Below are 23,292 nucleotides of genomic sequence, written 5' to 3' on the forward strand. Positions count from 1 at the left end.
CGTTTCTACTCCCTATTAATACTTAGTACCGCCAAGCGACTGGGCTTGGTTGATAATATGAAAAATGACATTTTGTTCAATAACGCCTTGCGCCAAGTTGGCACCAGGTCCTGTCGCATGCAGGCTAATATCTTCACCAGCATGGGTTTCGCTGCCCATTGGCACGAGTGCTTGTTGCATGAAGTCTCTGTCTTGAGTGTCTACAGAGCTTAAGTCATCACGTGTGCCAACTACTGCACCAGGGCCATTGGTATAACCCAGAGTGGTGTAGGGTTTACCATCTATCGCTGTCGAAAGGTTGCCATCGACACCATGGACTAAGCCTAAAATCGGGTTACCGCGCTTGGGGTAACCAGCAATCGTAAATACATGGCTGTGATCGGCGGTGACAAGGATTAAGGTTTCGTCCGGGTCGGTAGTTTCATAGGCGGCTTTAACCGCATTAGAGAGTTCAACAGCATCCATTAAGGCACGTTTAGCATTACCCGCATGGTGTGCATGATCGATACGGCCCGATTCGACAATCAGCAGGTAACCGTTATCATTTTTCTTGAGTAGTTCGATAGACTTTGCAGTCATCTCTGTTAATGAAGGTTCGCCGCCTACATCGTCGGCGCGGTCCGCTTCATACTCCATGTGTGATGAGTTGAACAGGCCCAGAAGGTGGTCAGTACTCGCCACGTCAATGGCATCAAAGGCTTCTTTATTCCAAACGTATGCGGCATTTTCATAGTTTTCGACCCAAGCTTGAGTTAGGTCCATACCATCTTTACGACGACCAGTCTTGTTTTCACCATCTGTCACTGTGTTAGGTAGGAATGCTCGGCGGCCGCCCCCCAGTGCAACGCTAAGTGCATTGTCTTGGTCACGCATCACCATTTGATAAGCGATATCTTTACACTCGTTGGCTACAGCTTCAGCGGTGAGGTTGCTGTCGGCTTCCCAGTTGCGTTCTGGGCTGTTGGCATAAGTAGCAGCAGGGGTTGCGTGAGTGATACGGGCTGTACTAACGACACCTGTTGATAGGCCTTTAGCATTGGCTAAATCGACCAAAGTCACCAATTCGTTACCTTTGGATGATAAGCAGTTGCCGCGCAGCGCTGTGTCAGAAACTGAAAGTACGCCAGCCTTTGACTTAACGCCTGTTGCGATAGCGGTCATGGTGCCTGCGCTGTCAGGTGTTTGTTGATTGGTGTTGTAGGTTTTCACTAGGGCAGTGTGATTAAACTGCTCAAAACTTAAGAAATTCTCTTCACCACCTTGGTTACCGTTGATCTGTTGACCTTGATAGATCCGTGCGGCAGTGAGGGTTGAAATACCCATCCCATCACCAACGAATAAAATTACATTTTTAGCTTTAGTTTTGTTTTCTAAGTTGGCTTTGCTTGCGACCAGTTGTGCGCTGTCTTTAAACCAAGGGCTATCCGATTGAACACTTGGTAGTGCGGCGCTGTTGGCCACCATGGATACTAGGCTGCAAGAGATTAATGCAGCTAATCTTTTTATCATCATCACTTTCATCATCCGTATGTAGGGTGGAAAATTGGTTTTCAATTGAGATAAAGCGGCCTGATTGTCTGTTATTCATGTGACGGAAATGGGTCATTAGGGTTTCAGTTATATGAATACCGTCGAGACAGGACCTTGTTTGATGACTAGATTTGGTGCACAAAGCACCAATAAGGTGCTTTGGATAAAAACTAAATACCCCTATTTTATTGATTTAATAGCAATTTAAATTTGGCTTGATTCTTGAATTGTGCTTTTTGATTTTAGCTGGAGGCCAATTATGAAGTATTACAGTCGACGTTTTATTAAACCTGAGCACCTAAACCCTGCCAATGCACTTTTTGGTGGGCAGTTGTTAAGTTGGATTGATGAGGAGGCTGCAATTTTTGCTGCATGCCAAATGAACAGTCAAAGTATTGTGACCAAGATTATTTCAGAAATTAACTTTATGACGCCAGCAAGACAAGGAGATGTGATTGAGTTTGGCCTTGAATTAATTAGTGCGGGATTAAGTTCGATAACCGTGCGCTGTGAGGTCCGTAATAAGGTGAGCCGATTACCTGTGGTGACGATAGATAAGCTAATTTTTGTCAATGTGGACGAAAGTGGTTTACCTAAGCCCCATGGCATTAAGGCCAATGCGGCTTAATCAAACTGGATGATGCACTTTAGCTGTGTGCATCATCGGTAGAGTTAATCTTCTTTACTTAGATCGTTTTTCACTGAGTTAACGGCATCTCGAGAAGCATGGCCGATAGCTTTGGTTGTATCGCGTGTGGCATGACCAATTTCAGTGGTGACCTCTTTAGTGGTGTCACCTATGGTGCGCCCTGCATCTTTTAACTCGGCGCAGCCACTCAATAGGCTAAGTGTGAGCAATAGGGCTAAGGTTGTTCGCATTGTTGTTGCACTCCTAAGTCGATATAGCGGCCATTCTAACGCGTTATCACTAGCTGTAAAGCGCGGAGGTTAAAATCACTTAACGCTGGACGACTTTAATCGCGGCTGGCTTAAATGAGTGCTTAATGCAATTTTAGATGGGGGTGAATAATTCGACTTATCCCCTTGGCAAACATTAATAAGGTCCCCTTAAAGACACCATGAAGCTCGATGAGATGACGGCGATAAAGTGACGTATAAACGAATCTAGCAATTTTACCTTCGACCAAGACGCCTCCCCCCATGAATGACATCAGATTACCGACCGTATGAAATTTAGACAGATTCACCAAGGAGCCGAGATCTTTATAAACATATTCATGCTGGGGTGTTTTCTGAGCCAGCATTAAACAGATGTTATCAGCGGTCATCAATGCCATCTGTCTTGCTGCTTGTCCCCGCGGAGGTACCCATGAACCGTCAGTTTGGGGGCAGGCGGCGCAATCACCGATAGCGAAAACATGTGTATCGGTGAGGCTTTGCATTGTGGGTTTTACCATCACTTGATTGATGGCGTTACTGGCTAAACCACCGATGTTTTTCATGAAATCAGGTGCCTTAACACCGGTTGACCAGATCACCATATCGGCGGCGATAAACTCATCATCAGTGGTATGTAGCCCACTATCGGTGACGTTATCAATACGAGTACTAGTGCGAACATTCACGCCGATTTGTTTGAGTTCTCGAGTCACTGACTCAGAAATCTCACTCTTTTCGACTTTAGGTAGGATGCGGCTGTCCGCTTCAATCAAGGTTACTTCAAGCAGGCTGCTATCGATTTTATAACCAAATCCGCTGAGCTGCTCAACCGCATGGTGCATCTCGGCTGACATCTCAACGCCGGTGGCACCTGCGCCAACCACAGAGATTTTTATCTTATCGTTAAGTTGGTGATGACTGGCGTAACGCATAAATTTATTAAGTAACATGCTGCGAATTTGCATGGCCTGTTCAGTGTTGTCTAAAAATACGCAGTGTTCACGCACCCCTGGGATATTGAAGTCATTAGCAATACTACCAATGGCAATCACAAGGTAGTCGTAGTCAATCCGTCTTGCTGGCAGCAGTTCCTCACCCGATTTATCCTTGATTGGTGCGAGAATAACCTGGCGCTTGTTCCTGTCTAAATCTGTCATGGCGCCTTGCTGGAAGTGATAGCCATGTGCAGCGGCATGGCTGCGATAGCTAATCGCATCAATACCAATGTCTAGTGCACCAGTGGCAATCTCATGCAATAGTGGTTTCCAGATGTGGCTCTCTGCACAATCAATTAGAGTGATTTTAGCTTTTGCTTTGCGCCCAAGTTTACGGCCTAATTTGGTTGCGATCTCCATTCCACCCGCACCACCGCCGACGATGACAATATTCTGCTTTCTATCCACTTTTTTTAGCTCCACTGATGGTTGTGCCATGTTTAAGTTACTCATGCCGTTAGCGAGAGTCTATTAACTGGGCGTGCAAGTTACATTTTTTGTAAATTGAAACAATGCCTGTGAGTGTGACAAAACTCTAACAGCGAGTAGGATAAACGGCAATGAATGAAGTTTTGATGTGGTTAGCTATTGAAAGTAGGTGTTATTGTTTTAGTTTGTTGTTTAATAATGGATTAATTTTTTACCATGAATGTTAAGTGGGGGTTTATTGGTATTTTTTGGTGGCTTGAAGTGTGAACTTGATTGTTTTCTATTTGATAAAGTGTGAGCTGCCTCCGTGTGGAGACAGTCACACAGAGCCTGATTAGGCAATCGCTTGTTCGTTAAGTTTTTCTAATCGGTGCTGATAGTCTTTAATAAGATATTGCATGATTTCTTGAACCGATGTGTCTTTAGTCGAGTCATCCATGAAAATTTTAAAGGTGACTAATACGTGACCGTTGTTCAGCAAACGACTATTTTGCATCGCGAAGTAAGAGCTTTCTGAGTCAGCTTCTCTAACGGTAAAGCCATCTTGTTCGAAAATACGGTGACCAGAGCGATCATGCCATTTAGTGATGCGATTTAGGCCGATTTCACAGGATTGGTTAAATTCAACATGATTTTGCCATGTTGTTGGATGTGCTGGGTCCTTAACTTGTGGGCATCGAACTGTATAGTTATAGACATGAGAGATTGCTGTCATAGATTACCTACCTAATTGTTGGATACAGTGGCCATCATAGGCACTGCATTTCTGTTCGGTCAACGTTTATTCGCCTTTGCTGACATGAAAAATAGATTAGCAGGTGGCGTTTCATCGTTGCTGTTTACTTGTTGTAGCACGAGTTAAAGACCGATAACTATGTGCTAGCTCTCATTTTTTATAGTGTTATTGGATTTGTATAACCAGTGCTTAATAAAGCAACAGCTAATCGACTTTATCCCGCTCTGTGAGTTGTTTCTATTTGGTGGTTTTGTGAGCGGTAGGGTGATGATGGTTTTGAAGGTACGTTCAACATGGGGTTGGCTACAGATCCATTGTCGTAGCGCTAGGTACAAAAAAGGCGACCTAAGGTCGCCTTTTCAAATTAAGCTGTCAAAGATTAAGCAGGAACTACGTTCGCAGCTTGTAAACCTTTTTGACCTTGCTCAACTTCGAAAGATACTTTTTGGCCTTCTGCTAAGGTTTTGAAACCGTCAGAAGCGATAGCGCGGAAATGTACGAATACGTCAGCACCGCCATTTTCTTGAGAAATAAAACCAAAACCTTTCTCTTCGTTAAACCATTTTACGATACCAGTAGTTGTATTAGACATGTTGTGTCCCTTATTTTAAATTCATAAAAAATTATCGCGAAATTGCGATGTGCTGAGTAGCTGAATTATTAAAGTATTACGATGAAGCTAAGGGAAACATGAAGACAAAAATGGTGCAGATTTGACGCCGAGTTTTACTTTTACTTGATTCTTTTCATTAATAACTCTGAACAACAGAGCGACGTCACAATAGCACACTTATTCATAAAGTAACTAACTATTTTTACTTTTGTCGGCTTTTAATTACCGAATTTGGCTGAGTAGCCAACGCCTATCTCTCTGTATCAGTATCTATCTATAATGCTCTCAGCGACTTGATGGGACGCCGAGAGCATAGTGTTTACAGCTGGGATATTTGCTTGAAAGCGGGACTATTGAAGAATGCCGCCACTTTTTGCTGATCACTCTCTGCAAAGTCCTGTTGGTTGAGTTTGACATCAAACTGCAGGTTAAAGGCTTGAAAGATATCACTGGCTTGTTGATGCAAGCCAAGATCGATCAAGTTGTTGAGATAGATAGCATAGGCCATCGCATCGTGAGGTTGTGACTGAATATAACGCATAAATTCCTGTTGAGCGTATTCAACTTCGTTTTGTTGTAAGGCATATAACACACCGACCATGGCATAGTTGGTTTGCAAATTATTCAGGTTGGCCATGGCGAGCTCTCGTGTGTATTGATATTGAGACATCTCATTTTTGTACATGTAACTATATCCCCAGAAAGCGCTGTTTTTTGGGGTTAACATTGGTGCGAATTGATACATGGTGTCAATAATCGCTGTCGACGGCTCATCAATAGTGACGAAGCTTGACCAGATAAAGTCTGTCAGTAAGGTCGGTTCGGTTTTTATTGAGTCGGGAAGTTTGTCGAAAATAGCCGCGACTTGCTGCTCGTCCATCGCTTGCCCTGCTCGGGCTGATTGAATCACTTTGATGAAACCTGAATTGGCGATAGCATCAGCATTGTGAAGATAGGCAAAGTAGGCATCTAAACCAGAGGTGAGGTGATGAACTAGTTGCCAGTCGACTATCCTGAGTTGTTGATGGCCGGCAACCTCACTGTATTGGTAATTAAGCAAGATGGCGGCTGGCATATCTGAGATGTAGGTGCTTAATACTAAGTTATCACCTTGGACGCCGTCAAAACGCCAGTATTGAGCTTGTTTAACTTGGTTTTTGAATTTTGTTCTGACGAAACGATAAAAAGATTCCTCCTCGGCGTCAGTTAAATCAGGGTAGGTATTATGAGCGTAGGTGAGTAATGTGGCTCTATTCCACCAATCAAAGGCGGCACTGGTGCTGTCTTTCTCTAGGCTTTCGGCGATCAACTGACCCTGTTGGTGGATAAATGCCAGCGATGATAGTTGACCTGTATGCTCACTTTTATTGAGTGGTATCGCCTGTTTCTTGGCCGTTGACTGACAGCCACTGAGCAGAGCGAAAAGGATGATAAGCATAGCCGTTAAGGTGTGGTTCTTCATTAGCGAGCTCCCTCTGCACTGACCTTCTTGTTGAGGAAGTCAATACCGTGATTGATCACCTTACTAAAGTCTCCAGTTATGCCTCCACTGTAATATAGGTTGTCATCTATCTCTCTTAGCGCATTGATATAATCGCGACTCTCTTCGGTAGTGACGGTTTTCTGATTGATGACCAACTGATGACGACGCAAAAATTGCCCATTAATATAGGCTTCTGCCGCATTGTAACTGATGCCTTTGGCTTTAATGTGAGTATCAATATCGCGTACTTGGTAGTTAATGTTTTCTGGTAAGGTGACCTTTAACGTTTGTTCTATGGCGACCTGACTCGGCAATGCCAGTGGCTGAGTACGGTTAATCACTTTAGGCAGCTCAACGTAGTTTTTGATGTAGCTTGCAAATAACGAGAAATCTAAACTCTGGTTATTTCCCTGCCAAAAATCGCCAATTTGGTAATGCTCAGTCATTAATAATTCATTCTCGCCAGCGGTGGTGTCGACTAATAAAACGGGCGCTGCAAGAGAGATATCACGGTAAAATTTCGCGTAGTAATTGAGGTAATGTTGCTCTATCTCACTTAAGGATACGCTTGATAACTGATATCTCATGTAATCGGCTTCACGCCCGTGATACTTAGTGGTGATATACAGATCGACGGGCGCCATGTAATTGGAAGAGATGTAGTGCTGTTCGATTGAGACTTTGTCGACGTTCGCTGTGGCTTGCGGCATTGGTGTCAGCTCATTGATGTTATCGCTAAGCACTAACGCATAGCCAAAGTCGGGCTGTGATATCGATGCCAGTCCTATCGCTTGGTGATTGTTGGTCGCATCGATAAAATAGTGCCTACCTTCAAATGTCAGCTGATTGATAACATGGTCAAACAAAATTGGAGAAGGGGTGCGTTCATTCAGTGTCGCGCCAAACTGGCTATTAACCAAGGCGGGTGAGCTGGGAACATCTATCGAATTTAGCAATGCAATCAGTAAACTTGCCTTATCTTTACAGTCACCATATCGACGTTCAAAAACGGTATTGGGGCTGTGAGGAATATGACTGTTTTGACCTATCTCTATGCCGAAATAGCGCACATCTTGCTGTACGAAACGAATAAACTCAGCTATCTGATCTGCTTTATGTTGATGGCTCTGCTTGACCTCTTTGATATACGCTGTGAGTGCTTTTGAGTGAGACTCTTTGAATTGATAGTGAGGCTTTGCCCACGCACTGACATCTGTCCAATTAGTTGTACTACTCACAAAAATGACAGGGGCCCAAAGGTATCCAGCAGGGACGCCCTCTTCATAACGATATTTAGGTACATCGGTTAATTGCCACTCATAGGTCTTACCAAAAGGCGAGCTGCTCACCTTGGGCTGACGCTTTTGGTTGTCTTGAATATTAAGCGGTTTGTTACTGGCATTGACGAGTTTTAGGTGTAATTTATCGACGCTAACTTCCCAACCCATTGGGTAGTTACTACCAAACTCTTTGCCGTACACAGGATTGCGCCCTTCTACCGTGTATTGATAGCGAATGGTGTCACCTACGCGCACATCTTTTAATACAATTACAGCCGTCGCTAGACCATTAAATAGATCATTACTTAACTCTTGCTCTTGGTTGATAACATTGATTCTGGCGCTATCTAATCTGTCATGCCAAGCCGATTTTCGTTCAACTTCCACTTTATGCAAGGTGAGTTTTTCAAATTCAGGGTTGAAGGTCAGCTCAATTTTAGACAGCTCCTTCACCCCCTCTTGGTTTAATGCGGTCGCGGCAAAATCTTGATAGTACTCATTGTCAAGTTCAGTAAACCTTTCTTGACGACCAATAAGACGGTAATGAACAGGACTTTTCTCTCTATTGATACGCTGGGGGGCTAACGCCTGAGGGGTCACCCATTCATTGGCTGGCGCCAATGTGATTTGATAATCACCTGAGGTAATGACTTGTGCATTGACCTGGTGAGCGAGCAGCGCTGCGCAAAGCATGATGAGTAGTTTTATAGATTTCACGTGATAATACTCCTTCCATAGATAATGGCAGGGTATCACATCTTAATAACAATTAAATAGGATACGACATGAAACCCTGTTATTTATGAAGTGCTTAAGAAAATATTGCTCACGAAAAAGGCTCGTTGTTCTAGTATGAACAACGAGCCTTTTAGCTGGCTGAATCTTTGCAGGGAAAAAGCGAGCTGACACTATTTTATAACAGATGTAACCATGCGTACCAGTCGATAAGTGTGACGAGCAAAGAATATTTAGATATTAGTGCTGTCATTATTACTCACTTGGAATAAAAAAGGCCTATTAGCTAACTAATAGGCCTTCATCAGAGCAAACTCTTCTGCAGGGAGAATTTCTCAGAGTGACTCGAAGCGGTACTTCAAGTCACTGGTCACTTTTATAAAGCGTTGGTAAAGATCTGACAGATCTCTTCATGCGTCGCTTGCTTAGGGTTGGTAAAACCACAAGCATCTTTAAGAGCGTTATCTGCTAGCGTCGGAATATCTTCAGCTTTAACACCCAATTTAGTTAAGTTCTCAGGGATCTTAACAGCAACAGAGAGTGATTTAATGGCATCAATTGCTGCCTGAGCACCTTGCTCGTCGCTCATAGCTGATACATCAACACCCATTGCTCTGGCAACATCTTTTAGACGTGGTGCAGCAACTTGTGCGTTGTAAGATTGAACATGTGGTAATAGCAGTGCGTTACACACACCATGTGGTAGGTCGTAGAATCCACCTAGCTGGTGAGCCATGGCATGTACATAACCTAGGCTAGCGTTGTTAAATGCCATACCTGCAAGGAACTGTGCATAGGCCATCTGATCACGAGCATCAATATTTTGACCATTATCAACGGCTTCAACTAAGTTGCCCTTAATCAATTCGATCGCTTTAATCGCACACGCGTCAGTAATTGGGTTAGCAGCGATTGATACATAAGCTTCAACAGCATGAGTTAATGCGTCCATACCTGTTGCTGCGGTAAGGCCTGCAGGCTTTAATAGCATCAATTCAGGATCATTAACCGATAAAATAGGGGTTGTGTGTTTATCAACGATAGCCATTTTGATGTGACGCGCTTCATCTGTAATGATGCAGAAGCGGGTCATTTCACTGGCTGTACCTGCGGTAGTATTGATAGCAACTAAAGGTAGTTGTGGTTTAGCTGACATATCTAAACCTTCGTAATCTTTGATGCTTCCACCGTTGGTTGCGACCAAGGCGATACCTTTAGCGCAATCATGTGGAGAACCACCACCGAGTGAAACGACAAAATCACAGTCATTGGCTTTGAGTAGTTCAAGCCCTGCTTCAACATTGCCTACCGTTGGGTTGGGCTGTACGCCGTCGAATACGGTAGAGGTGATGCCAGCAGCGCCAAGCTTCTCTACTACTTGGCCTACTAAGCCAATTTCAACTAAAGGCTTGTCGGTAACAATCAGCGCGCGCTGAAAGCCAAGCGTTTTAATATCGCCGATGGCGTCATCAACAGCATTTTGTCCTAATACGTTGACAGATGGAATAAAAAATTTAGCAGCCATAAAATCACCTTTATGCTCAAATGTTAAAAGTTGTTATCTTTTCTGGTAACTAAAGTACCAACCTCGTAAGCCTAAAGGTGTGATCCAATTCAAATAACAGTGGCTACTAGCGGAAGGAATGATGAAAAGTTAGATCTGTACGACTAAAAATGTAAATTTATGACAACAGTAGTGAAACTGACTAAAAAATTTTGTTAGATAGGAGAAGATACGTTTTCAACCTTGTGTTTAATACTGTATATCGCTGCTTTAGTTAAACGGTAAACTTATTCAATAGTCCCTGTTGCTGGGTGACTTCATCGATAAGCTGGCTATTAGCTTGCAGCTGGTTACTAGAAAATTCACCGACCGTTGTACTGATATCATTAATATGGTTGGTATTGAGGTTTATCTCTTCTGCAACAACGCTTTGCTGCTCAATAGCTGCCGCGATTTGGATATTTCTGTCCATGATCTCTTTGACGGATTCTGAAATGACTTTGAGTGCACTGTTTGCCGTTGCCGCATGATTCACACAAACCGTCGCTTTCTCCTTGCTCTCTTGCATCGCTTGTTGCACCGATGCCGACGCCGATTGTATCTGTTCGATGGTGTTTTTTATTTCGGTGGTTGATTCTTGAGTGCGCAAGGCTAATGTTCTCACTTCATCAGCAACCACTGCAAAACCTCGTCCCTGCTCACCAGCGCGGGCGGCTTCAATCGCGGCGTTAAGGGCGAGTAAGTTGGTTTGCTCGGCAATACCATTGATTACCGAAAGGACTTGTTCGATATTGGTGCTGTATTGAGCCAGTTGATCACTGACAGTTTGCGAGTCTGTGATGGTATCTGATAACTGATTGATATAATTTGAGGTTTCGGTGAAGGTTACACGGCTTTGCTCCGTTTCATCGTTAACGGAGGTAATTGAACTGGCGGCTTCTTGCGCACTACTGGCGATATCTGCAGAGGTTGCTGTCATCTCATTCATCGCGGTGGCTAACCCTTCAATGAGTGATTTCTGCTGATTTAGCTGCTCACCGGATTGAATCGCCAACTGCGTTGACGCATTGCTATTGTCGACCACCCCACTGGCTTTATTTTTTATCTCAATAATTAAGGTTTGCATCGAATCGAGAAACTGATTGAAATTTTTAGCCACAGCTCCGCATTCATCTTCACTCTTGATGGCTAACCTTTGGGTTAAGTCGCCGCCACCCATGGCAATATTGGCGATGGCGGCATCTAGATGGTTAAGAGGGGTGAGTAGGTGTTTTGCCAATTTTCGTAATAGAAAAATACAGATAATAATACTGATAATTGAAAATAGAGCCGTACGCTGAGTCAGATCCGTTAGCGACTGATAAACCTTGTCTTTCTCTAATAACACACCGAGATACCAGTTCATGCCCTGTGCCGCTGGCAGCGGATAAAAGTAGAGTAGCTTGTCTAGATTATCGTGTTCTATCTCTAGGATCTGTTTGCTGTTCGTGGGTGCTTGCTGGTAAATATTGTTGCTGTTCTTACCGTTAAGATCCGCCGTTGGATGGGTAATGATATTACCTTGTTCATCAACGATGAAGGCGATACCCGTCCCGTCGAAGTTTATGGTGTTCACGGTTTCAGCAATGGTATTGAGACTAAGGTCGCCACCTATCACCCCCTGAAATTGCCCTTGATATTCGATGTTGCTGACTATTGATAGCAGCAGTTCCTGTGTGGCCGCATCTTGATAGGGGGCGGTAAAGACGGTTTCAGATTGGTTCTTGGCTAGTTTGTACCAAGGCTTATCTCTAAAATCGACATTTGGCGGGTTTTGTCTGTTGGGGTTATTCGAGCGCAGGCCCGTCTCAGTGTTTAAAGTGCCAAATATCAACAGAAAGTCATTTTTGACGGCAGCAAACTCTAAGCCCTTTTGAAAGTTATCTGCAGAAAAATCACTTTCAATCACACTTTTTAGCAGGTTAATTTGCGCACTTTTTCCTTGTAACCAATTCCCAATCCCTGTGGACATTAAAGTGGCATTATCTTCGATGTATGCGCGGGTCTTATCTTCAACTGTGGTGTTGATGGCAAGGTGAGTGGATAGCGCCAGTAAAGAAAGTACGATTAAAATGACAATGCCAGATGCAACTGAAAACTTGGTTCTGATCTTCATAATTTCTCGTCCACGGCTGCCAAGGGGTGATGAGTTGTTGATGGTAATTGGGTTGTGTTGTATCAACGACTGCTAGTTCAAAAGTATAGTCTATACTTTGCTCACTGCTAGCAATCTTGGTGAATCATTATGCGCAAACTATTGTCTCTGGGAGTTTGTTTTTGTTGGTGTTGTTGTGTCAGTTTAGGAGCGATAGCCGCCGAGCCTGATGCAACGATTGAGTTACTTAAACAGCAGATTGAACAACTCCAAAAGCAAGTCGTTGCACTTGAAAAGGCACAGCAAACATTCAATGAACGGGAGGAGCAACGTCGTCTGACAGAGCAAGATAAGGCGGCCGACATGGTCACCACTGCGGCAGTGATTAGTGAGACGACCTCTACGAGTCCAACTGCAAACAAGCCAAGTGAAAAAGTGAGCAAGGCACCACAGAATAATGTGAGGGTCTACGCGACGATGAGACCCACTTACGGTTACTTTGATGAAAAGGGTGAAAGTTTCTGGGACGTCCGTGATGCGCTATCCCATGCGGGGATTAAGGCGAGCAACGAATTTATGCCAGGATGGACTGCGGTATTGCATGGTGAGTGGGGGATCGATATCTCAAATAATGGTGACTTTGGTAAAGCCAGAAGGGCTTATGTTGCCGTAGAAAGCCCCGTTGGTCGGGTTGGCATAGGTAAGCAGAGACCACCTCAGTATCTGTTAATCGCTGAATATGTTGATATTTTCAATCATGCCAACAGTCCCTTCTCTTATGATGCAGAAGGGATATTTTTCGTTGACAATATGGTGACTTATCGCTTACAAACAGGAGGCTTCAATTGGCTCGCCGCGGGTCAGTTTGATGGTGATGGTGGCAGTGATCGCGCCGATTTAGTTAACCTAGGGGTGAGCTACGACATTAATGGTTTTCATAGTGCCATTACCTATTTGCAACAAGATAGTATCACAGCAAATCAAGTCGATGGCGACGACGAAGTTTGGGCAGCTGTGTTGGCCAATGATTTCGGTAATGGTTTATATTTGGCGGCGGCCTACCAAGATAAGCGCTACAATCGCGACCTTGTACCCGAGCAGCGAACTGGCCATACACTAGATATTTCAGGTGCCTATAGGCTCAGCGAACAGTTTAGGCTCAAGCTTGGCTATTTCGATTTTGACGATGGTCATCGCGCGTTTTTGAGTCAGGGTTACGATGGTTACAACACGACCTTAGAGTGGTTACCTGACGATAACCTCCGCTTTCATATCGAATACTTGACTCGTAATTATGACTACCTCGATGACTTCGACTCTTGGTCTGTCGGTTTTCGCTATGATTTTGCAAAAGATTGGCAATTCTAACCAAGGTGTCACAGTGCTTTCTTAATGGTCTTACTGGCGTCGCCTTGGCAACTGATCCTGCCTCCATCTGGTTCAGGTGCACAATTATTGTGCACCATCTTAACCCTACAAAGGTTTAACTCACCACTGGCTTCCAATCACCTTCTCTCTCTAAAATATATAAGTTACTAATTTTAAATCATATATATTTGTCATCTGTTTGACACATCTCTGTCTTCAAGCTGTTATTTTTCCTTGGCATGCTAAATGCTCCACATAGCATAACTGCTGTAGGCAAGGATAATAGTAATGGGGTTAGAGAAACTGCTCTATTTGCAAGGTGTTGGAGCCGGCTTTGTTGATAACACTGGCCACTATAGTCAGACGCCGGAGTCTGCCAGAGTCGGCATATTGTCTTGCATGCTAGCGAATGAGCCAGAGCAGGAGTTTGCATTAGGGCAATTAGCGCCTGATCAATTTGAAGCGACTAACCATGAAGCCATCGCTAAGCGTATTGAGTTGCTGGATGCTGCACCTTGGCGACGGATCTTACCCGAATTTCAACACGGATTTATCGACAACCCCAAGCTAACCATCATGCTTGCTGAAGGGGATAACCGGGCGCTGATGCTGACCCTAACTACCGAGAAAGGTGCTAGCCATCGCGGTTTGTTGACTCGGGATACGTTGCATTGCACGGGCGATTATGTGAGTCACGGCCAGCGCTTCTATCGTTATCAATTGTCACTGCATGATTGGCAAACAAGCGATTGTCTCTGGCAACAGGGCTATCACACTGTCGTCATTTCACTAGCCGATGAATGTGAATCTACAGCGTGTATCGCCGAAGGCACGTTACTGCTAGCCCCTAGACAGGCCTATCAATTTCAAACTGAACCCCAGTCAAACACGCAAGCTAAGCGGCCTTGGGGTGTCAGTATTCAACTCTATAGTCTGCGCAGCCAACGGCAGTGGGGCATAGGTGATTTTGGTGATCTGCGGCAGTTGATCAACTGGTCGGCAGCAAGTGGTTGCGACTTTATTCAGCTAAATCCGCTTCATGGCTTGCAGTTACCGTTTTCAGAGGCACAGCTTGATGTTAATCGCCTAAATATTAGTCCCTATAGCCCAAGCGATAGACGGCGGATTAACCCACTTTATATCGATGTGAGCGAGGTTGCTGAATACCCAAAAATCAGTGACAGAGTGGCCGCTCTTGCTATAAACCAGATGAGGTTGAATCGCGATAATTGGCTTGATTACCCAGGGATTATTACCACCAAGTACGCACTGTTTAGCGACCTGTATATGACATTTGTGGCCGATGAATATCAAAAAAACACCCTGAGATACAGTCAGTTCAGCGCATTTGTCGAGCAGGAAGGGCTTGCCCTCATCCAGTACTGTCAATTTGAGGCGAATCGGGCCACAAGTGGTGTGTTAGCAGATGAAAGATTTCATCAGTATTTGCAATTTGTCGCCCACGAGCAGTTGTTAGGTTGCCAGCAACAGGCTCACCAAGCCGGGATGCGCATTGGTCTTATCGGTGATATGGCGGTGGGGGCGAGTGGCTGCGGTGCCGAAGTCAATTTCAATTTAGCGAGCTATTGCCAAGGAGCCAGCATCGGAGCCCCAGCCGATGAGTTTGCTCCCCAAGGGCAAAATTGGGGACTGACACCGTTTGACCCCATAGGGATCAAACATCGAGGTTACGAGCACTTTATCCAATTGATCCGCAGCAATATGCGCTATTACGGTGCACTGCGTATCGATCATGTCATGGCGTTAATGCGGTTATGGTGGTGGCCACAAGATGAGGTGGATAGCGGCGGTGCATACGTTTATTACCCCATGGACACCTTGTTAGCCATTGTGTGCATCGAGAGCCAGCGCGCGGCTTGTATGGTGATTGGTGAAGATTTAGGTACCGTCCCGCCAGAGTTGCGCGCAACACTTGCCCAATGTGGCATCTACTCCAATGAGTTGTTCTACTTTTGCCGAAATGAGCATGGGTTTATGCCGCCTAACGAGCACAAACCCCACAGCTTAATGATGCTGGCCAACCATGACGTGCCCAACCTTGCTGCGTGGTGGTCGCAAAGCGATCTGCATCTTAGGCGACAACTGTGGCTAATTGATAGCGATGCGCAACTGGATATCGCCCTGGCGAGTCGAGACGTGCAGCGCGAACAACTGCTGAGTTTGCTCAAATTAACCAGTGGTTTTACTGGCAATATCGATAGTGAGTTTGCTGAAATACTCGAAGCCTGGATGACGACTGCGGCGCAGTCCTCCTCAAGCTTGTTTAGCGTTCAGTTAGTCGACCTATGCTGTGAACGTTACGCCGTTAATATTCCTGGCACGTGGCAAGAATACGCCAACTGGCAACGCCGCTTACCTTACACCATAGAAGCACTTTCTCAATCACCTGCGATTAATCGCTTACTGCATCGTATTCGGTGTGCACGCAGCGACGCTCCTGTCACCACGCAACCTGTTACGGACACAATTGACTGCCATGGATAATAACAAGATGACTTCATCCCTTGAGCTAATGCCTGCCTATGCGATGCAGAAACTGCTGCGCGCTAACTATACCGATATCTTCTCATTACTTGGGATGCACCGAATAAGTGTTCCGATGACTAACAAGGCTAAGGCTGCTAATGCTCAAACATCGTCAGCGCTACCAGCTGACAGCGATTCAAATCAGGCCCCCAAATTAGTCGACCGTTTAGTGGTGCGTTGTTTTTTGAAGGGGGCTGAGCGGGTCGAGTTAATTAATGCGCTTGATGGACGAAAGGTCGCTGAGTTGGCAAAGCTTAATGACGATGGCATTTTTGCTGGGTTGGCAGGGCGAAGAGTGAACCCTTTTCGCTACCGACTACGGGTGCATTATCCCTTAACGGTAGAGGAGGTTGTTGACCCTTATCAATTTGACTCCTTGTTGTCCGCAGAGGATCTCTATCTTTTTAGCGAAGGCTCACAGCTGCAGGCGTATCACTTTTTGGGCGCTAATCATCGCTCCGTTGATGGTGTGGCTGGCGTGCATTTTTGTGTGTGGGCTCCCAATGCTAAACGGGTTTCAGTGGTCAATGACGAAAATCATTGGGACGGGTCGCAGCATGTTATGCGTCAACATGTGGCCAATGGCGTATGGGATATATTCATTCCCGGTATCCAAGCATTGAGCCATTATAAATATGAAATTGAAACGGGCGAGGGTCACTGCTTACTGAAATCAGATCCCTATGGTCAGATGATGCAAAGCGCCCCAGGTAACGCATCACGCGTACCAAGTTGGGAAACATATCAGTGGCAAGATGATGCTTGGTTAGCTAAACGGGCCAATACAGCCTGGCATCAAGCTCCAATCTCTATCTATGAGGTTCATCTTGGTTCTTGGCGCCGAGAAGGAGATCGTGGTGAACAGTATCTGCAATATTCAGCATTGATTGAGCAGTTAATTCCCTATGTCAAAAAGATGGGCTACACCCATGTGCAACTGATGCCGATTGCCGAATACCCATTCGATGGTTCTTGGGGCTATCAACCTGTAGGCATGTATGCGCCAAGCTATCGGTTTGGCAGTGCCAATGAGCTTAAAGCCTTTATTGATGCCTGCCATCAGGCGGGGATTGGTGTGCTGCTCGATTGGGTGGCGGCACATTTTCCTAAAGATCCCCATGGACTCACCCGCTTTGATGGCAGCTGTTTGTATGAGCATGAAGACCCACGTCAAGGTGAACATCCCGATTGGGATACGCTTATCTATAACTATGGCCGTGGCGAAGTTAAAAGCTACCTGCTGAGTAATGCTAATTATTGGTTAGAGGCGTTTCATTTTGATGGGCTGCGTCTCGATGCAGTCTCATCGATGCTCTATCTCGATTACAGCCGGACGGCAGAAGAGTGGTTACCCAATGCCCATGGTGGGCGAGAAAACCTAGAGGCTATTGCTTTTTTACAAGCGTTAAATACCCGTATGTACCAAAGTTTTGCTGGCATCATCATGATAGCTGAAGAGTCGACGGCATGGCCCGGTGTGACGAAATCGGTGCAAGAGGGCGGGCTCGGCTTTGGTTTCAAGTGGAACATGGGCTGGATGAATGACAGCTTAAGTTATCTCAGTCGTGACCCTCTCTATCGTAGTCATCATCATAATGAGCTGACGTTTAGTCTGGTCTATAGCTTTACTGAACAATTTATCTTGTCGCTAAGTCATGATGAAGTGGTGCACGGCAAAGGATCGCTGTTGCATAAGATCCCCGGAGACGATTGGCAAAAGTTTGCGACTTTGCGTGCTTACTTTGGCTTCATGTGGGGACATCCTGGCAAGAAATTGCTGTTCATGGGGGCTGATATCGCCCAACGAGACGAGTGGAACCACAATAAGAGTTTAGATTGGCATCTGCTCGAGTTCGCCCCCCATCAAGGGGTTCAGCGTTGGGTTCGAGATCTCAACACGCTCTATAGCCAGAGTACCGCGCTGTTTGGTAGCGATCATGACTGTGACGGTTTCCATTGGCTTGATTGTGATAACGCTAGTGCCAGCATTGTCAGCTTCATTCGCCAAAGTGGTGATGAGAAATTGATCTTTATTGTTAACATGACGCCCGAAGTTTACCGTGAGTTTCGTGTTGGTTTGCCCTGTGCCGGAGCTTATCGAGAGCGCTTAAACAGTGATAGCCATTATTATGGTGGTAGCAATGTGGGCAACGCAGGAAGGGTTAGCAGTGAGGAAGAGCCCTATCAAGGGATGAACCAAAGTGCAGTCATCACAGTGCCACCGTTAGCTTGTTTGGTTTTAACCTTAGACGGTAACTTAAGTGCGCCAAGCGCCGATGATGTTAAGGCGATACCATGCAGTTAACTAATGGTAAACCTTACCCTTTAGGCGCCACGATTGATGATGATGGTGTTAACTTTGCGTTGTACTCAGCCAATGCGCGCCGAGTGTACCTTTGTCTGTTTGAGGATGACTCTGCCACTGACGATACTGTACTGGCAGACGGCTCAATATCCGTTGAAAGAACATCACGTGAGATTGCGCGTTTTGAGCTGCCGCGGCAGTCGCAAGGGGTTTGGCATGGACATATCAGTGGACTCTCTGCCGGCTGCCGTTACGGCTATCGAGTAGACGGGCCTTACCAACCAGAGTTAGGCCATCGATTTAACGTCAATAAGCTGCTTCTTGACCCATACGCGAAGGCGTTCGATGGTGAGTTTGTTGACCACCCCTCACATTACGGTTACCAGCTTGGCAATATGGCCGAAGATCTTAGCTTTTCTACCTTAGATAGTGCCAGCAGTATGCCAAAGTGTGTGGTGCTTGATATCCGCATGCTCCCAGCTATCACGCCGGTTGCTAAGCCTTACAGTCAAGAGGAAGTATCGCTGTCGCTGCGCCGTAGTGTTATCTATGAACTTCATGTAAAAGGCTTTACTAAACGTCATCCTGAAGTGAGCAAAGCCGCTCAAGGTTGTTTTTTGGGGCTAGCGGATAACGCGGTGATTAACTACTTAACCCAGCTTGGGATCACCGCCGTTGAGTTGCTGCCAGTACAACAGTTTGTGAGTGAGCCTTTCTTGCAAAAGAAACAGCTGACTAACTACTGGGGTTACAACACCATCGGGTTCTTTGTGCCTCACAATGGTTACGTCAACTTAGCGGCGATAGATGAGTTTCGCACTATGGTGGATGCGCTGCATAAAGCGGGGATCGAGGTGATACTGGATGTGGTCTATAACCACAGTGCAGAGGGCAATCGACTCGGTCCAAGCTACAGCTTTAAAGGGATAGATAATGCCAGTTATTACCGACTTCACCCGACAGAACCGCGCTATTACCTCAATGATACAGGTTGCGGAAACACGTTAAACCTAAGCAATCCCTATGTGCTGCAAATGGTCATGGACTCGCTACGCTATTGGGTTGAGGTGATGGGGGTTGATGGCTTTAGGTTTGATTTGGCTACCACATTAGGCCGAGAGGAACATGGGTTTGATAAAGGTTCGGGATTTTTCGATGCCATCAGTCAAGACCCGGTACTTAGCCAAGTACGGCTTATTGCTGAGCCTTGGGATATAGGACCCGGTGGTTATCAGTTGGGGCAGTTTCCGATTGCCTGGAGTGAGTGGAACGATCGCTACCGGGATACGGTGCGGCGATTCTGGCGCGGCGATGCGGGGATGTTACCCGAGTTTGCGCGGCGCTTTCACGGCTCTAGCGATCTGTTTGAGCATTCTGGCAGAAAACCTGCGGCCAGTATCAATTTTATTGCCAGCCATGACGGTTTTACCTTAATGGATCTGGTGAGTTATCGACACAAGCATAATCAAGCCAATGGCGAGCAAAATCGCGACGGCCATAACGAAAACTACAGCGACAATTATGGTGTAGAGGGCAATAGCCAAGATGTCGATATCGCCGCATTGCGTGCTCGTCAATGCCGTAACATGCTGACGACTTTATGTTTATCCCAAGGTGTTCCCATGTTACTTGCCGGAGATGAGTTTGGGCACAGTCAGCAGGGTAACAATAACGCCTATTGCCAAGATAACCCTAATAGTTGGATCAATTGGCAACAAGATATCGACAGTGATGCGCAGCTCGATTTCACTATCAAGCTTCTTAGGCTGCGACGCCGTTTTCCCATGCTATGTCATCGCGACTATATCCATGACAGCGCCAACTTAAGTTCCCCCGGATTAGATTGGTTCTGCCGCCAAGGGCAATTAATGACCAAAGCCCTTTGGGGCGAGGCTCAGACCCGCACATTAAGCTTAGTGATCAGTGGCGAACTTGAGGCGCAAGCAGGCTGCCGTCAAGCTTTGTTGCTGATGTTTAATGCCGATGAGCTGCCACAAGGCTTTACCTTGCCACGCCTCAATAATATTGGCGATTGGCAATGTTTACTTCATACCCAAGACACCCCCATACATGCTCATTCCCACCTCTCTAATGGTGAGAGCTTAGTGTTACAAGACAGAAGTCTAATGGTGTTTTACGCCCAATTTACAGGAGAGAGTCATGAGTCAGGTAAAAGCATCCACGATTAAAAAACGCAGTAGTAGCGCCAAGTCGAAAAAGGAAGATAAACACGCCGCGTCCGTAAAGGTTGCGCCTTGTGAGCCTTGTGATTCCCTCTCTGCTTGTTTCGAAAGGCATGTGAGTAATGGCCTTTCATCTGTGGAAGGCGACTATCAAACCCTGTTTTCAGCGTTAGCGTTAAGCGTTAAAGAACAGATGTTGCCGAACTGGCAACAAACTCGTATGCAAGACAGCCAATATAAAGCCAAACAGGTGGCGTATCTGTCGCTGGAGTTTTTGATGGGGCGGGCGCTTAGTAATGCGCTACTTAATCTCGATATTACCGATGAAAGTATCAAGGTACTTAAGCCCTATGCTGTGCAGCTTGAATCGTTAGAGGAGCAAGAACATGATGCGGGCCTTGGCAATGGGGGATTGGGACGTCTAGCGGCTTGTTTTCTTGATAGCTGCGCCACCTTAGATCTGTCTGTGACAGGCTATGGCATACGCTATGAATATGGCATGTTCGCACAAAAGCTATCTGAAGGTCATCAGGTTGAGCGCCCAGACCGGTGGCTCAGAGATGGTAATCCATGGGAGGTCAGAGTGCCTACTCATAATGTGATTGTGCCATTTTTTGGCCGAAGCGAATCTTATGTCGACCGCGACGGACTGCGCCAGTTTACCTGGGCAGATACGCAAGATGTGTTGGCGGTGGCTTACGACATGCCAATCCCTGGTTACCATAATGGCCGTATCAATACATTGCGACTTTGGAAGGCCGAAGCGACTGATGACTTTGATTTAGCGGAATTTAATCAGGGGGATTATACCGAAGCGGTAGCACGTAAAAATTTGGCCGAGCAGATCACTATGGTGCTCTATCCCAACGATGCCAGTGAGAACGGCAAAGAACTGCGTTTGCGCCAGCAGTACTTTCTTTCGAGCGCAAGCTTACAGGATATTTTGAATAAATGGGTTGCTCGCCATGGCGCCGATTTTACTGACTTTGCCAAGCTCAATGTCATGCAGCTTAATGACACCCACCCCAGCGTTGCTATTCCTGAGTTAATGCGGCTGTTAATGGATAAGTATGGTTTGAGTTGGGACAGTGCGTGGCAGATAACCTCTGAGACCATGGCCTATACCAACCATACATTGTTACCCGAAGCGCTTGAGCGCTGGCCTGTGCGACTGTTTGCCCATATGTTGCCAAGGTTGTTGGATATTATCTACGAGATAAACGCCCGTTATCTGGACGTGGTGGCGCATCACTGGCCGGGAGATGTCACCAAGTTGGCGCAGATGTCGATCATTGAAGAGGGACCTGAGCCCAATATCCGTATGGCGTATTTAGCCATAGTGGCCAGCTTCTCGGTTAATGGCGTGGCAGGGTTGCACACTCAGTTGCTGACCAGCGGGCTATTTAAAGATTTTTATCAACTTTGGCCAGAGAAGTTTAATAACAAGACTAATGGCGTGACGCCAAGGCGCTGGTTGGCTCAAAGTAACCCTGAGCTGGCGAGACTACTGACCAAACGATTAGGCGAAGGTTGGGTGACGGATCTGAGCCATCTCAATGCCCTTAATGCGTTTACCGATGACACTGAACTGCTGGATGTTTGGATGCAGGTTAAACAGCATAACAAGCAAAGGTTAGCAGGGCTTGTCACGCAAGAGTGCGGTGTTAATTTTGACCCCACCATGATGTTTGATGTGCAGGTTAAGCGCATCCATGAATACAAGCGTCAACTGCTTAATATCTTGCATGTGATCCATTTGTACCATCAGGCCGAGCGTGGCGACACCAAAGCGTTAACGCCTAGATGTGTGCTACTGGGTGGCAAAGCGGCGCCGGGTTATGCCATGGCTAAACTAATTATTAAGCTGGCCAATAATGTGGCCCACATGGTCAATTCTGATCCTAGGGTAAAGCCTTACCTGAGGTTTGCTTTTCTACCAAACTACAATGTCAGTGCTATGGAGGTTATCTGTCCGGGTACCGATTTGTCTGAGCAGATCTCTACCGCCGGCAAAGAGGCATCAGGCACAGGCAATATGAAGTTTATGATGAATGGTGCGTTGACCATAGGGACGCTCGATGGCGCCAATATAGAGATGCTTGAAGAGGTGGGGGAAGATAATTTCTTTCTTTTTGGCTTAAATGCTTCTGAGGTTGAAGGGATAAAACCGCACTACGACCCACAATCGTTTATTGATCAGTCTCCCGCGCTCAGTGAGGTGCTAGCACTGCTGGAAAGTGGCCATTTTAATCTGCTTGAACCAGGTATTTTTGATCCTATTATCGCCAGCATTCGCAACCCCCATGATCCATGGATGATTGCTGCCGACTTTGAATCTTACCGTGTAGCGCAAGTGAAGGCGGCTAATGCCTACCGCGACCAACATCATTGGGCGCAGATGAGTATGCGTAATACGGCCGCCAGCGGGCGCTTTTCTAGCGATGTCACCATAGGGCAATATCGCGATGAAATATGGAGAGTTTAAGTATGGGTTATCACTGTCATCACAATGCCATCAATATCGATTTTAATAGCAGGGCTTCAACACTG

General features: G+C 45.9%; 15 protein-coding genes. 6 read left to right on the forward strand and 9 right to left on the reverse strand.

Annotated elements, in window-relative coordinates:
• Positions 1-15 precede the first annotated feature (15 nt).
• The gene (locus tag BEL05_RS17355; protein WP_028762841.1) at positions 16-1,512 is read right to left on the reverse strand and encodes an alkaline phosphatase; all 1,497 of its coding nucleotides are present in this window, start codon (positions 1,510-1,512) and stop codon (positions 16-18) included.
• A gap of 277 nt (positions 1,513-1,789) precedes the next feature.
• Here BEL05_RS17355 and BEL05_RS17360 point away from each other — a divergent pair, with 277 nt between their 5' ends.
• Positions 1,790-2,158, forward strand: coding sequence for an acyl-CoA thioesterase (locus BEL05_RS17360; RefSeq protein ID WP_028762842.1), 369 nt, complete (start codon positions 1,790-1,792; stop codon positions 2,156-2,158).
• Between the two features lie 44 nt (positions 2,159-2,202).
• On the opposite strand, the gene BEL05_RS17365 is transcribed toward BEL05_RS17360, so the two are convergent.
• From BEL05_RS17365 to BEL05_RS17400, 8 genes are all read right to left on the reverse strand, one after another.
• Positions 2,203-2,409, reverse strand: a complete 207-nt coding sequence (locus BEL05_RS17365; RefSeq protein WP_069671929.1) for a hypothetical protein — start codon at positions 2,407-2,409, stop codon at positions 2,203-2,205.
• Positions 2,410-2,531: 122 nt separating this feature from the next.
• A complete protein-coding gene (locus BEL05_RS17370; protein WP_069671930.1) occupies positions 2,532-3,863 on the reverse strand; it encodes an NAD(P)/FAD-dependent oxidoreductase in 1,332 nt (443 codons plus the stop codon).
• A 325-nt stretch (positions 3,864-4,188) separates the two neighbouring features.
• Entirely contained in the window at positions 4,189-4,569 is a 381-nt protein-coding gene (locus BEL05_RS17375) for a hypothetical protein (protein ID WP_028762845.1), read from the reverse strand.
• 400 nt (positions 4,570-4,969) lie between these two features.
• A complete protein-coding gene (gene cspE, locus BEL05_RS17380; RefSeq protein WP_028762846.1) occupies positions 4,970-5,182 on the reverse strand; it encodes a transcription antiterminator/RNA stability regulator CspE in 213 nt (70 codons plus the stop codon).
• 340 nt (positions 5,183-5,522) lie between these two features.
• Complete coding sequence (locus BEL05_RS17385; protein ID WP_028762847.1) at positions 5,523-6,665, reverse strand: hypothetical protein; 1,143 nt, start codon at positions 6,663-6,665, stop codon at positions 5,523-5,525.
• On the reverse strand, positions 6,665-8,683 hold the full coding sequence (locus tag BEL05_RS17390; protein WP_069671931.1) for a DUF3857 domain-containing transglutaminase family protein: 2,019 nt from the start codon (positions 8,681-8,683) through the stop codon (positions 6,665-6,667). Before BEL05_RS17390 ends, BEL05_RS17385 begins: the two co-directional genes overlap by 1 nt.
• 394 nt (positions 8,684-9,077) lie before the next feature.
• Entirely contained in the window at positions 9,078-10,226 is a 1,149-nt protein-coding gene (gene yiaY / locus BEL05_RS17395) for an L-threonine dehydrogenase (RefSeq protein ID WP_028762849.1), read from the reverse strand.
• Between the two features lie 253 nt (positions 10,227-10,479).
• Entirely contained in the window at positions 10,480-12,360 is a 1,881-nt protein-coding gene (locus BEL05_RS17400; protein ID WP_069671932.1) for a methyl-accepting chemotaxis protein, read from the reverse strand.
• 129 nt (positions 12,361-12,489) lie between these two features.
• On the opposite strand from BEL05_RS17400, the gene BEL05_RS17405 reads away from it, so the two are divergent.
• The 5 genes from BEL05_RS17405 to BEL05_RS17425 all read left to right on the forward strand — a co-directional run bounded on the left by BEL05_RS17405 (position 12,490) and on the right by BEL05_RS17425 (position 23,227).
• Positions 12,490-13,707 carry a porin gene (locus tag BEL05_RS17405; RefSeq protein WP_083250387.1) on the forward strand — a complete coding sequence of 406 codons (1,218 nt, stop codon included), beginning with the start codon at positions 12,490-12,492 and terminating at the stop codon, positions 13,705-13,707.
• A 288-nt stretch (positions 13,708-13,995) separates the two neighbouring features.
• Positions 13,996-16,212, forward strand: a complete 2,217-nt coding sequence (malQ, locus tag BEL05_RS17410; protein WP_069671933.1) for a 4-alpha-glucanotransferase — start codon at positions 13,996-13,998, stop codon at positions 16,210-16,212.
• 7 nt (positions 16,213-16,219) lie between these two features.
• Entirely contained in the window at positions 16,220-18,559 is a 2,340-nt protein-coding gene (gene glgB / locus BEL05_RS17415) for a 1,4-alpha-glucan branching protein GlgB (RefSeq protein ID WP_069671984.1), read from the forward strand.
• Entirely contained in the window at positions 18,550-20,748 is a 2,199-nt protein-coding gene (glgX, locus tag BEL05_RS17420; protein WP_069671934.1) for a glycogen debranching protein GlgX, read from the forward strand. The genes glgB and glgX overlap by 10 nt, the downstream gene beginning before the upstream one ends.
• Positions 20,720-23,227, forward strand: a complete 2,508-nt coding sequence (locus BEL05_RS17425) for a glycogen/starch/alpha-glucan phosphorylase (protein WP_069671935.1) — start codon at positions 20,720-20,722, stop codon at positions 23,225-23,227. The genes glgX and BEL05_RS17425 overlap by 29 nt, the downstream gene beginning before the upstream one ends.
• The last annotated feature ends 65 nt before the right edge of the window (positions 23,228-23,292 follow it).

It is taken from the genome of Shewanella colwelliana, assembly GCF_001735525.1.
Taxonomy (GTDB): domain Bacteria; phylum Pseudomonadota; class Gammaproteobacteria; order Enterobacterales; family Shewanellaceae; genus Shewanella; species Shewanella colwelliana.

Bases quoted from the DNA above. Each gene is read 5' to 3' on its own strand.
- BEL05_RS17355 (WP_028762841.1), bottom strand. From the start codon at position 1,512: ATGATGATAAAAAGATTAGCTGCATTAATCTCTTGCAGCCTAGTATCC.
- BEL05_RS17360 (WP_028762842.1), top strand. From the start codon at position 1,790: ATGAAGTATTACAGTCGACGTTTTATTAAACCTGAGCACCTAAACCCT.
- BEL05_RS17365 (WP_069671929.1), bottom strand. From the start codon at position 2,409: ATGCGAACAACCTTAGCCCTATTGCTCACACTTAGCCTATTGAGTGGC.
- BEL05_RS17370 (WP_069671930.1), bottom strand. From the start codon at position 3,863: ATGGCACAACCATCAGTGGAGCTAAAAAAAGTGGATAGAAAGCAGAAT.
- BEL05_RS17375 (WP_028762845.1), bottom strand. From the start codon at position 4,569: ATGACAGCAATCTCTCATGTCTATAACTATACAGTTCGATGCCCACAA.
- cspE (WP_028762846.1), bottom strand. From the start codon at position 5,182: ATGTCTAATACAACTACTGGTATCGTAAAATGGTTTAACGAAGAGAAA.
- BEL05_RS17385 (WP_028762847.1), bottom strand. From the start codon at position 6,665: ATGAAGAACCACACCTTAACGGCTATGCTTATCATCCTTTTCGCTCTG.
- yiaY (WP_028762849.1), bottom strand. From the start codon at position 10,226: ATGGCTGCTAAATTTTTTATTCCATCTGTCAACGTATTAGGACAAAAT.
- BEL05_RS17400 (WP_069671932.1), bottom strand. From the start codon at position 12,360: ATGAAGATCAGAACCAAGTTTTCAGTTGCATCTGGCATTGTCATTTTA.
- BEL05_RS17405 (WP_083250387.1), top strand. From the start codon at position 12,490: ATGCGCAAACTATTGTCTCTGGGAGTTTGTTTTTGTTGGTGTTGTTGT.
- malQ (WP_069671933.1), top strand. From the start codon at position 13,996: ATGGGGTTAGAGAAACTGCTCTATTTGCAAGGTGTTGGAGCCGGCTTT.
- glgB (WP_069671984.1), top strand. From the start codon at position 16,220: ATGACTTCATCCCTTGAGCTAATGCCTGCCTATGCGATGCAGAAACTG.
- glgX (WP_069671934.1), top strand. From the start codon at position 18,550: ATGCAGTTAACTAATGGTAAACCTTACCCTTTAGGCGCCACGATTGAT.
- BEL05_RS17425 (WP_069671935.1), top strand. From the start codon at position 20,720: ATGAGTCAGGTAAAAGCATCCACGATTAAAAAACGCAGTAGTAGCGCC.